The 10,293-nt window shown below is 58.9% G+C and carries 10 protein-coding genes; 4 read left to right on the forward strand and 6 right to left on the reverse strand.

Annotated elements, in window-relative coordinates:
* Positions 1-39: 39 nt before the first annotated feature.
* Together QZ268_RS07425 and QZ268_RS07430 are read right to left on the reverse strand one after the other, a co-directional pair.
* A complete protein-coding gene (locus tag QZ268_RS07425) occupies positions 40-699 on the reverse strand; it encodes an FkbM family methyltransferase (protein ID WP_295450367.1) in 660 nt (219 codons plus the stop codon).
* A 215-nt stretch (positions 700-914) separates the two neighbouring features.
* Positions 915-1,568, reverse strand: a complete 654-nt coding sequence (locus tag QZ268_RS07430) for a peroxiredoxin (RefSeq protein WP_295450370.1) — start codon at positions 1,566-1,568, stop codon at positions 915-917.
* A 276-nt stretch (positions 1,569-1,844) separates the two neighbouring features.
* On the opposite strand from QZ268_RS07430, the gene QZ268_RS07435 reads away from it, so the two are divergent.
* Positions 1,845-3,284 carry an aldehyde dehydrogenase family protein gene (locus QZ268_RS07435; protein WP_295450373.1) on the forward strand — a complete coding sequence of 480 codons (1,440 nt, stop codon included), beginning with the start codon at positions 1,845-1,847 and terminating at the stop codon, positions 3,282-3,284.
* A 331-nt stretch (positions 3,285-3,615) separates the two neighbouring features.
* Here QZ268_RS07435 and QZ268_RS07440 read toward each other — a convergent pair whose 3' ends face one another.
* Positions 3,616-4,053 (reverse strand): glyoxalase superfamily protein, encoded by a 438-nt coding sequence (locus QZ268_RS07440; protein ID WP_295450376.1) that lies wholly within the window; start codon positions 4,051-4,053, stop codon positions 3,616-3,618.
* 275 nt (positions 4,054-4,328) lie between these two features.
* On the opposite strand from QZ268_RS07440, the gene QZ268_RS07445 reads away from it, so the two are divergent.
* Positions 4,329-4,865 (forward strand): VOC family protein, encoded by a 537-nt coding sequence (locus QZ268_RS07445; protein ID WP_295450379.1) that lies wholly within the window; start codon positions 4,329-4,331, stop codon positions 4,863-4,865.
* Between the two features lie 109 nt (positions 4,866-4,974).
* Positions 4,975-5,823, forward strand: a complete 849-nt coding sequence (locus QZ268_RS07450; RefSeq protein WP_295450382.1) for an alpha-1,2-fucosyltransferase — start codon at positions 4,975-4,977, stop codon at positions 5,821-5,823.
* Positions 5,824-5,857: 34 nt separating this feature from the next.
* On the opposite strand, the gene QZ268_RS07455 is transcribed toward QZ268_RS07450, so the two are convergent.
* The gene (locus QZ268_RS07455) at positions 5,858-6,511 is read right to left on the reverse strand and encodes an RluA family pseudouridine synthase (protein ID WP_295450386.1); all 654 of its coding nucleotides are present in this window, start codon (positions 6,509-6,511) and stop codon (positions 5,858-5,860) included.
* Between the two features lie 135 nt (positions 6,512-6,646).
* Between QZ268_RS07455 and QZ268_RS07460 the strand changes: the two genes are divergently transcribed.
* The gene (locus QZ268_RS07460) at positions 6,647-7,057 is read left to right on the forward strand and encodes a nuclear transport factor 2 family protein (RefSeq protein WP_295450389.1); all 411 of its coding nucleotides are present in this window, start codon (positions 6,647-6,649) and stop codon (positions 7,055-7,057) included.
* A gap of 83 nt (positions 7,058-7,140) precedes the next feature.
* On the opposite strand, the gene rarD is transcribed toward QZ268_RS07460, so the two are convergent.
* Positions 7,141-8,046, reverse strand: a complete 906-nt coding sequence (gene rarD / locus QZ268_RS07465) for an EamA family transporter RarD (RefSeq protein ID WP_295450392.1) — start codon at positions 8,044-8,046, stop codon at positions 7,141-7,143.
* A gap of 270 nt (positions 8,047-8,316) precedes the next feature.
* A partial coding sequence (locus tag QZ268_RS07470) for a DNA gyrase subunit B (protein WP_295450394.1) occupies positions 8,317-10,293 on the reverse strand: 1,977 nt, incomplete at its 5' end.

The raw sequence follows: 10,293 nt of genomic DNA on the forward strand, positions 1-10,293 counted from the left end.
GGCCTGAAAAACTGACCTGAAAAGCTGCCCGGACAGCGCCTATTTCAGGCGCCATTCCTCCCAGACGAAGGTATAACACCAGGCGCAGGAATGGGTTGCATCCAGCTGCTTTCTAATGGCGTCGCGATCGGCGCTCCACGAGGGATCAAACAGGTGAAACTGCACCTGAAGCCGTTTGATCCGCCCGATCAGCCCGGTATCAATCAACCCCGGCAGCAGATCGTATTCCCCGCCTTCGATATTGATCTTGGCCAGATCAACGCTTTGCAAACCTGACGCGGCAAAGAAATCCGCAACCGAGCGGACCTCGGCCACATAGGTCTGGCCGGATTTTGCCCCAAAGGCAGAGGAGGCATCCGCAGAATCGCTCAGCGTTATCTGCCCCGGCTGTGCGCCAATGGCGCACTCGTGGACCGTGATGTTTGCATTGGCAGAAAACTTGCGACGCAGCTCTTTGGCAAAACCTGGGTGAGGCTCAAAAATATGAATGATCGCCGCAGGCCGAACCGCCAGGACCACGTCACTCCAGCCGCCTTCATAGCCACCGATATCCAGCACAACCGGCTGCTCAGGCAGGTCGTCATACTGCAACAGATGGCTATCCGAGGCCTTGTCAGCTTTCCAGGCCTTCATCCCCTTGTGCAGCGGCGCCTTCCATGGGTTTCGCTTGAGATCGATCCAACGCTTAAGAGATGCCACCTGTTTTCCTCTTCCAGATCACTTCAGAGCCACACCACTCCCGGATAAGCGTTTTTGCGGCTGATGCCAACCAAACAGCAGCATCCAGACGGCGCGACACGGGACGGGTTGCCCAAGTGGTAGAAAAGCGGGCCAGCCAAAACTGACCGGCCCGCTCATTTCTATTCATCGGCTTGCATGCCCGGTTCGCTTACCAGGGAGCTTATTCCGGCGTCTTATTCCGGCGCTTTGGTTTTGCGCAGATAGGGGAAGATGCTTTCGAACTCGCCAAACTTTGCTGTGGCGTCCTCGTTCGACACAGTGGGCGGGATGATCACATCTTCACCAGGCACCCAGTTGGCCGGAGTGGCCACGCCATTGCCGGTCGCCATCTGCAACCCGTCCAGGGCGCGCAGGATTTCGGCAAAGTTACGCCCCACGGACATCGGGTAGGTCATCGACAGCTTCAGCTGTTTGTCTGGCCCAATGATAAAGACCGAACGCACAGTGGCGCTATCGGCAGGGGTACGACCGTCGGGCAAATAGGCTTCGGCGGGCAGCATATCAAAGGCCTTGGAGACCGCCAGACCTTCATCCGCGATGATCGGGAAGCCAGCGGCGGCATTGCCGTATTTCTCGATGTCGCCTTTCCACTTTTTGTGGTCCTCAACGCCATCAACGGAAACACCAATCACCTTGGTGCCGCGCTTGGCCCATTCGTCATTCAACTGCGCAACAGCGGAAAACTCGGTGGTGCACACAGGGGTGAAATCCTTGGGGTGGGAAAACAGGATGGCCCAGCTGTCACCGATCCAATCGTGAAAGCTGATCTCTCCCTGGTCGGTGTCAGCCGTGAAATTTGGAACGACATCATTAATGCGCAAACCCATGACGGTCTCCTCTCATGTTTAGTCCGGGCTGCAAAACAGCCCGCTGTCTGTGATGCCGCAACGTTACAGCCCGAGGCTGGATTGGCCAGCCCAAAAGGCAAAGACTATGGCGGAATGCACCGTACTTTGCGAAACTTCGCTTGCGCCCGTTTCTCTCCCGAATAATATGATCAAATTATTGCAGCTGATCGCTTGCCCCTCCGGAAGCGCGGTGACACACTGCTATCTGACGTCCGGCCAGCCTGCCGGATTCTGCGTCTGAATGGGAGACCGGACATGATTGAGAAACGCGACTTTTACATCAACGGTGCGTGGGTTGCCCCCGCGCAGGCAAATGATTTTGAGGTAATCGACCCCTCAACCGAAGAAGCCTGTGCGGTGATCTCGTTGGGCGACAAGGCTGATACCGACGCAGCTGTTGCCGCCGCCAAGGCCGCTCTGCCAGGCTGGATGGCCACACCCGTGGCCGAGCGTATCGCCCTGGTTGAGAAACTGATCGAGATCTACGGCAAGCGCAGCGAAGAGATGGCGCAAGCCATGTCAATCGAGATGGGGGCCCCGATTGATATGGCCCGCAGCCAGCAGGTTGGCGCCGGCAGCTATCACCTGCAAAACTTTATCAACGCCGCCAAGGCCTATGACTTTGACGCGCCGCTGGGCGATCATGCCCCAAATGACCGTATCATCCACGAAGCCGTGGGTGTTGCGGCGCTGATCACCCCGTGGAACTGGCCCATGAACCAGGTGACGCTGAAAGTCGGTGCGGCTGCGGTTGCCGGCTGCACCATGGTGCTGAAACCCTCCGAGCAAAGCCCGCTCAACGCGATGCTCTTTGCCGAAATAATGGACGAGGCCGGCTTCCCCAAGGGGGTGTTCAACCTGGTCAACGGCGACGGCACCGGTGTTGGCTCTCAGCTGACCGCGCATCCTGACGTGGATATGGTCTCCTTCACCGGCTCGACCCGCGCCGGTACCGCAATCTCCAAATCGGCAGCGGAGACCTTGAAAAAGGTGCACCTGGAGCTCGGCGGCAAAGGCGCCAACGTGATCTTTGATGATGCCGATGACAAGGCCGTCAAGCGTGGCGTGCTGCACATGATGAACAACACTGGCCAAAGCTGTAACGCCCCCAGCCGCATGCTGGTTCAGAAAGGCATCTACGATCAGGCAGTTGCCACAGCGGCCGAGGTTGCCTCCAAGGTTACCGTTGGTCCCGCCTCCGAGAGTGGTCGCCATATCGGCCCGGTGGTGAATGAGCTGCAGTGGAACAAGATCCAGGATCTGATCCAAAAGGGCATTGACGAAGGCGCCAAGCTGGTTGCTGGCGGCACCGGACGCCCAGACGGGTTGAATAAGGGCTTTTATGTCAAACCCACGGTGTTTGCGGATGCCAACAACCAGATGGTGGTGGCCCGCGAAGAGATCTTTGGCCCGGTTCTGACCATGATTCCCTTTGACACCGAAGAGGAAGCCATCGAGATCGCCAATGACACCCCCTATGGTCTGACCAACTACGTGCAGACCCAAGACAGCGCCCGCGCCAACCGTATGGCCCGTGTGCTGCGCTCTGGCATGGTTGAAATCAACGGCAAATCCCGCAGTGCTGGCGCGCCTTTTGGCGGCATGAAACAATCTGGCAATGGCCGCGAAGGCGGCAGCTGGGGGATTGAGGATTTCCTCGAGGTGAAAGCCGTCGGCGGCTGGACTCCAGAATAAAGACCGTCTCGCGAGAGACGGACATTTAAAAAGGTCGCCCAAGGGGCGGCCTTTCTTTTTGTCTGTCATCGAACTCTTATCCCAGCTTCCTGGTCTGCACAGATCAGACCGAAATTGGAAAAAGGTAGCCCAATTTAGGAAAGGTAGCTCTCCCGCGTCCCGCCGCTGTCCTGGCTTTGCCAGAACAATGGCGGATCTTGGGCCCGGCGCCGCGCTAAAGCGCGGCGCCGGGCCCAAGGGGAGGAAGGGTTTCGCCAGAAACACTGCCGACGCGCGGGAGCTCCCCCTTTTTTGAACGCGCAGGTTCAAAGCCTGTAGGGCTATGCCCTCTTCAGGCCGGGCCTTCGACAATAAGCTGCGGCACTCCATCAGAGGTTTTCTGTGGCGAACAGCCCCCCCAACCGATCACCCCTTTGACCCGCTGGCGCAGCGCCGAAAAGCTCTCGAACTGCACCACATCGACTGGAGTGTCAAAATGCAGCGTGACCTGGCGGTGTTCACCATCCCCCATCAGGGACAACCCGCGTATTTCGCCGGTAAAGGCCTGTCCGAGGTAGCGTCCACGCACCCGGTCGCCAACCCGCAGCTGCAACCGGTTTGAGGACCGCGCCTGCAGGGTATTCCAGTCACGGGCACCATATTGCTGCGCCACCAATTCCAGAGATTTGGAATGGCCGACCTCAACGCCGTTCGTTTTCAGTTGTTGACGCAGGCGCTTTGCCTGCAGCTTCAACGCATCCGTTGAAGGTACATTAGAAAAATCAGTCATCTGTTTCTCGTCCCATAAAGGGCACGCAAGTCACGATGGTCACCGCATTGCCATCCAGCGCGCCATAGGTTGAGCGATAGATGTCGTCTTGATCTTCTCAGGGTTTCACCATGGCCCTCAAAACGGGCTGCGGCAGGCAGGAGACCCAAACCTCGCGCCTCGCTTACGCCAGTTACCCCGTCTCCGTCAAGTCGCACAGATGACTAAAATTGTGCCTTGACCTAAAGCCGGGTTGAGACAGCACAGTCAAATGCATCTCAATCAAAGGCACACCAATGACATCACATCAGCTGCAACACCCTGACCCCGCCCCTGACTGCGAAGGACAGCCCAATCAGATCTCTGGCACCATCACTGGGCTGTATGAAACCCATATTCCGGTTGCAAATCTGGCGCGTGCCCGGGCCTTTTATCAGGATATCCTTGGCCTGAAGCTGGCCCATGATCTGCCACAACGCCGGGTGACCTTTTACTGGGTCAGCAGCCCGGAAACCGCCATGCTGGGCCTCTGGGAGACGGGCAGCGCGCCGCTTTCCATGCAGCTGCATTTTGCCTTTCGCATGGCCGCCCGGGACATCCACGGGCTCTGTGATCAGCTCAGCCAGCGCGGTATTCAGCCTCTGGGACTGACAGGAGAGGCGATCAGCGAGCCCACCGTCATTGGCTGGATGCCTGCCCTATCGGTCTATTGCAAAGATCCCGACGGCCACTCAATCGAGTTCATCGCCAAATTGCCAGAACCGCCAGATCCTGCATTCAACCACGGCCCCTTTAGCCGCTGGCAACAGCGCCCCACCCCGTCGCGCGGCTAGTGTTTCGCGTGCGAAACACTTGGGGCACCCGCGCAAACTGGTCACCGGATCAAAAGCACTCTATGGAGAACAGGCGCCCTATTGCCTGCCATCTGATGAGGAACCCGCCATGATCACTGCCCGTCTGCACGGTCGTCTCGGCAACCAGATGTTTCAATATGCTGCCGCCCGCGCGCTGGCGCATCGGTTGCACACCACCGTCGCGCTGGACAGCCGCGGGGCCGAGCTGCGCAATGAGGGCGTGCTTACCCGGGTGTTTGATCTTGATCTTTCCCCCGCCGCCAAGCTGCCGCCGCTCAAACAGCAGGCGCCGCTGCGCTATGCCCTCTGGCGTGGGCTGAGGCTGGCACCACGGTTTCGCCGCGAACGCGGCCTTGGCTACAATCCAGCCTTTGAAACCTGGGGAGATGACAGCTACCTGCACGGCTATTGGCAAAGCGAGAAGTATTTTCACGGCATCGCTGATCTGATCCGGTCAGCCTTCACCTTCCCGGATTTCAGCAATAGCCAAAACGCGGAAATGGCTGCGCAAATTGCCTCTGGCCCTGCCATTTCCCTGCATGTGCGACGCGGAGATTATGTGGCGCTTGCGGCCCATGTGCTCTGTGATCAAGCCTATTACGAGGCCGCCCTGGCCCGCATCCTAGACGGCCTGCCGGATGCGGCGCCGACCGTCTATGTCTTTTCCGATGATCCCGATTGGGCCAAGGCCAATCTGCCGCTGCCCTGCCGCAAGGTGGTAGTGGATTTCAACGGGCCGGAGACAGATTTTGAAGACATGCGCCTAATGAGCCTGTGCAATCACAACATCATCGGCAATAGCTCGTTTTCCTGGTGGGCCGCCTGGCTCAACCAAAATGCGCAGAAACGCGTCGCCGGGCCAACCAACTGGTTTGGTGACCCCAAGCTCAGCAACCCCGACATTCTGCCCAACAACTGGTTGAAAATCACCGCCTAGGCCGATCAGTCGCAGGGGGGGGCCGCAGTTGCGGTCAGAAAGGCGCCTTGGCGCGGAACTTCATCGATTCCCCGCTGTCAGGATGTTTGATCCGCAATTCTTCTGAATGCAGCATCATCCGGGGAAATTCACGCGCCGCCCCGGTGGCATAGAGCGGATCCCCAAGGATCGCATGGCCCAATGCCATCATATGCACCCGCAGCTGATGGGTGCGTCCGGTCTTGGGCGTCAGTCGCACGCGGGTCTCACCCTCACCGTATTTCACCACCCGGTAGTCGGTGACAGCGGGCTTACCCGTGTCATGGCAGACCATCTGCCGGGGCCGGTTGGGCCAGTCCACAATCAGCGGCAGATCTACCTCTCCGGCGCGGGGCTCCAGATGGCCGGTGAGCCGCGCAACATAGGCTTTGCGGGTGGTGCGTTTTTCAAACTGCATCGACAGATGCCGCTGCGCATGGGGCGTCACCCCAAAGACCAGAACCCCCGAAGTATCCCGGTCCAGACGATGGACCAGCAAGGCTTCGGGAAAGGCCAGCTGTAGGCGACTGACCAGGCAGTCGGCCAGATGTTCGCCGCGCCCAGGCACGCTCAGCAGCCCCGCCGGTTTGTTCACCACCAGAATCTGCGCGTCGTGATGCAGGATCTCCAGCGGGTCCTGCGGCGGGGTATAGTCACTTGAAACAGCCATAGGCGCCTGCCTACTGTGCCTTGCCCGCCACGGCAAGTTCCCGTGACGTCGCGCTTGCCCCGATTGGGCAGGAGCCGCAGAGTTCCCCCAACAGAGACATGTCAAACACATGTCAAAATTTGAGGGAGAGAGACCATGCATCCAACCATCACCCGCATGCAGGAGGTTGTTGCCAAAGGCGACGAAAGCCTTATCGCCGATCTGCTGGCCGAAGACGTGAGCTTCCTGCCGCCGACCTATTGGAAAACCTGGACAGGCCGCGCACCGGTTGCCGCGGTGCTGGGCCATGTGGGCAAGGTGTTCTCTGAGTTCCGCTATCGCCGCATCATGGGCGAGGGCAAAGACTGGGCGCTGGAGTTCCAATGCAAGGTTGGCGATCTCGACACTGTCGGCGTTGATCTGATCACCCTGAATGACGACGGGCTGATCCAGACCTTCGAAGTGGTTATGCGCCCCCACAAAACCATTGGCGCCCTGCGCGACGCCATCAATGCGCGGGTCAGCACAGATGCCCGCTTTTTGGAATTCCGCAAAGCCCTGAGCTGAGCAAATCCTAAACCTGTCAGGGCTGCCTTCGCAGGCAGCCCCCGGCGGCGGTATGGCGGTCGTGTGGCAGGGTCGCCCCGGCGTTAGACGGCGGGCTTGGGCTGGCTACGCAGTTGTCGGATCAGCGGGATCGAATAGATCACCAAGGCCATCCAGATCATCGGGAAGGCAATCATCCGGGCGCGGCCAAACTCCTCACCAAAGACAAAAACCGCGATCAGGAAAATCATCGTTGGCGCGATGTACTGCAAGATGCCAATGGTCGAAAGCCGCAGCAGTTTTGCCCCATTGGCATAGACAATCAGCGGCACTGCTGTCACCAGCCCACAGCCCATCAACAGCCAGATATCCACGCCCTGGAAATGGGTTCCGCCGGTGGCCGAAGCATAGGCCAGATACCCCAGCGCCGGAGGTGTCAGGATCAGCACTTCCAGCATAAAGCCCTGATTGGGGCCAACCGGTAGCTGTTTCTTGAAGAATGCATAAAAGCCCCAGCTCAGCGTCAGCGCAATTGCCACCCAGGGCAGCCGCCCGGCCTCGACCGTCAGGACCACCACAGCAGCAGCAGCCAGAGCGATGGCAACCAGTTGCGTCGGCGTCAGTCGCTCGCGCAGCAGCAGGGAGCCCAGGGCAATACTGAACAGCGGGTTGATGTAATAACCAAGGGCAGCATCCAGCGCATGGCCCGAGGCAATCGACCAAACGTAAATCCCCCAATTCACCGAGATCAGCGCCGCCGTCACACAGGCCATGGCCAGTGTGCGCGGGCTTTTAAGCGCGGCGCGCAGATCCCTGGTTCGCCCCAACAGCACCAACAGCAGCCCCGCCACCGGCACCGACCAAAGCACCCGATGCGCCACCACCTCCGCCGCAGGAATATGGGACACCAGTTTCATGTATAGCGGCAGGAACCCCCACAAAACATAGGCGGAAATAGCAAAGGCCAACCCCTGCGGAGTATCAATGTTTTCGCGCGTTTTCTGGGACATGGTCGGGCTCCTCTGACACACCTTTATCGCAGCTCATGCGCAAAGAAGAAGCACAGTTTCTGTTAAAGGCGCATCACCAGAGATGATGAATGGCGCTCAAATCCTACTTGGCCACATCAAGGGTAAACCCGCCTTCTCGCAATTGTACCCACTCGGTTTCGCGCCCCTGAAATCCGGGCGATCAGTAACAAAAGCAGTACGGAATAATGCGCCGTCATTCGGGCGAAGCAGATCGCCCGAATGCAAAACTCTGCGAGAACCAGAAAAGGCTTAGAAATCCAGGTTTTCGACGCTCAGGGCGTTTTTCTGAATGAACTCCCGCCGTGGCTCAACCACGTCGCCCATCAGTTTGGTAAACAGATCATCTGCCCCAACCACATCGTCGACACGCACCTGCAACAGGGTGCGGGCGTCCGGGTCCAGGGTGGTTTCCCACAGCTGATCCGGGTTCATTTCGCCCAGACCTTTGTACCGCTGCAGCGTCAGGCCTTTTTCGCCCTCTTCCATGATGGCCTTCAACAGATCAAGCGGCCCATGGATTGCCTGGGCACGATCCCGTCGCACCAACTGACCAGAGGTTCCGTAAACTTCCTGCAAGCTTTTGGTAAAGCTGCCCGTTTTACGCGCTTCACCGGATCGCAGCATCGGGCCGTCCAGGGTGCGCACCTCTTCGACACCGCGCAGAATGCGGGCCAGACGGATGCCGTGATCCTGGGTAATCCGGCCCTGCCAGCCCTTTTCATATTCCAGCGCAATGAGATCAAGCCGTGTCGCAACCCGGTCGGCAACGCCCTGCAAGTCGGCATCAACGGCACCAGGCACAAAGGCGCCGGCCACAGCTGCCTGCTCCAGAATATGGCGCGGATAATGGGTCGGGAAGGCGTCCAGAACCCGTTTCAACTGACGCGCCTCATCGACAACGCGGATCAGATCTTTACCAACCAGCTCTTCGCCGGAGCCCAGTTTCAGCGTTGCCCCTTCGACGCCCTGATTGACCAGATAGTCATCCATTTCGGCCTGGTCTTTCAGGTACACCTCGGACTTGCCGCGCGCCACTTTGTACAGCGGTGGCTGGGCGATATAAAGGTAACCGCCTTCGATCAGCTCAGGCATCTGGCGGTAGAAGAAGGTCAACAGCAGCGTTCGGATATGGGCGCCATCAACATCCGCATCAGTCATGATGACGATTTTATGGTAGCGCAGCTTGTCGATGTTGAACTCGTCCCGGCCAATGCCGGTGCCCAGGGCCATGACCATGTTGCCAATTTCCTGGCTGCCCAGCATGCGGTCAAATCGCGCGCGCTCGACATTCAGGATTTTACCCTTCAGCGGCAGGATCGCCTGGGTTTTCCGATCCCGTCCGGTCTGGGCAGAGCCACCAGCGGAATCCCCCTCCACCAGGAAGATTTCGGTATTGACCGGATCCTTGTCCGAGCAGTCTTTCAGCTTGGAGCTGAGAAAGTTGAGATCCATCGGGTTTTTGCGGCGGGTCAGCTCGCGCGCCTTGCGGGCGGCTTCGCGGGCAAGCGCTGCCTCGACAACCTTGCCGACGATCTGTTTGGCCTGGTTTGGGTTTTCCTCAAACCATTCCGCCAGCTTTTCATTCACCAGGCTCTCCACCACCGGGCGCACCTCGGAGGAGACCAGTTTATCCTTGGTCTGGCTGGAAAATTTAGGATCCGGCACCTTGACGGACAAGACGCAGGTCAGCCCTTCGCGGGCGTCATCGCCGGTGAAAGAGACCTTCTCTTTTTTGGCAATGCCGCTGGACTGGGCATAGTTGTTGATGGTCCGGGTCAGCGCCCCACGGAACCCCGCCAGGTGGGTGCCGCCGTCGCGCTGTGGAATGTTATTGGTAAAAGGCAGCACCGATTCATGGTAGCTGTCGTTCCACCACATCGCCACCTCGACACCGATGTCGTCCTTTTCGCCGGTGATATAGACCGGGGTATCCATCACTGGGGTCTTTGAGCGGTCCAGGTATTTGACAAACTCTTTGACGCCGCCTTCATAAATCAGCTCCGATTCCAGCCGTTCCGCCGGGCGCTCATCAATCAGGATGATCTTGACGCCGGAGTTCAGGAAGGCCAGCTCGCGCAGGCGGTTCTCCAGCGTCTTGAACACGTAGTCGAGATTGGAAAACGTATCGAGCGAGGCCATGAACCGAACCTCGGTCCCGGTCTCGTCTGTCTCGCCGACGACGCGCAGATGGTCCTTGGTGAAGCCGCCCTCGAAGCGCGCGACGTG

The organism is uncultured Pseudophaeobacter sp., assembly GCA_905479575.1.
GTDB lineage: Bacteria > Pseudomonadota > Alphaproteobacteria > Rhodobacterales > Rhodobacteraceae > Pseudophaeobacter.

Bases quoted from the DNA above. Each gene is read 5' to 3' on its own strand.
- QZ268_RS07445 (WP_295450379.1), top strand. From the start codon at position 4,329: ATGACATCACATCAGCTGCAACACCCTGACCCCGCCCCTGACTGCGAA.
- QZ268_RS07435 (WP_295450373.1), top strand. From the start codon at position 1,845: ATGATTGAGAAACGCGACTTTTACATCAACGGTGCGTGGGTTGCCCCC.
- QZ268_RS07440 (WP_295450376.1), bottom strand. From the start codon at position 4,053: ATGACTGATTTTTCTAATGTACCTTCAACGGATGCGTTGAAGCTGCAG.
- QZ268_RS07430 (WP_295450370.1), bottom strand. From the start codon at position 1,568: ATGGGTTTGCGCATTAATGATGTCGTTCCAAATTTCACGGCTGACACC.
- rarD (WP_295450392.1), bottom strand. From the start codon at position 8,046: ATGTCCCAGAAAACGCGCGAAAACATTGATACTCCGCAGGGGTTGGCC.
- QZ268_RS07460 (WP_295450389.1), top strand. From the start codon at position 6,647: ATGCATCCAACCATCACCCGCATGCAGGAGGTTGTTGCCAAAGGCGAC.
- QZ268_RS07450 (WP_295450382.1), top strand. From the start codon at position 4,975: ATGATCACTGCCCGTCTGCACGGTCGTCTCGGCAACCAGATGTTTCAA.
- QZ268_RS07455 (WP_295450386.1), bottom strand. From the start codon at position 6,511: ATGGCTGTTTCAAGTGACTATACCCCGCCGCAGGACCCGCTGGAGATC.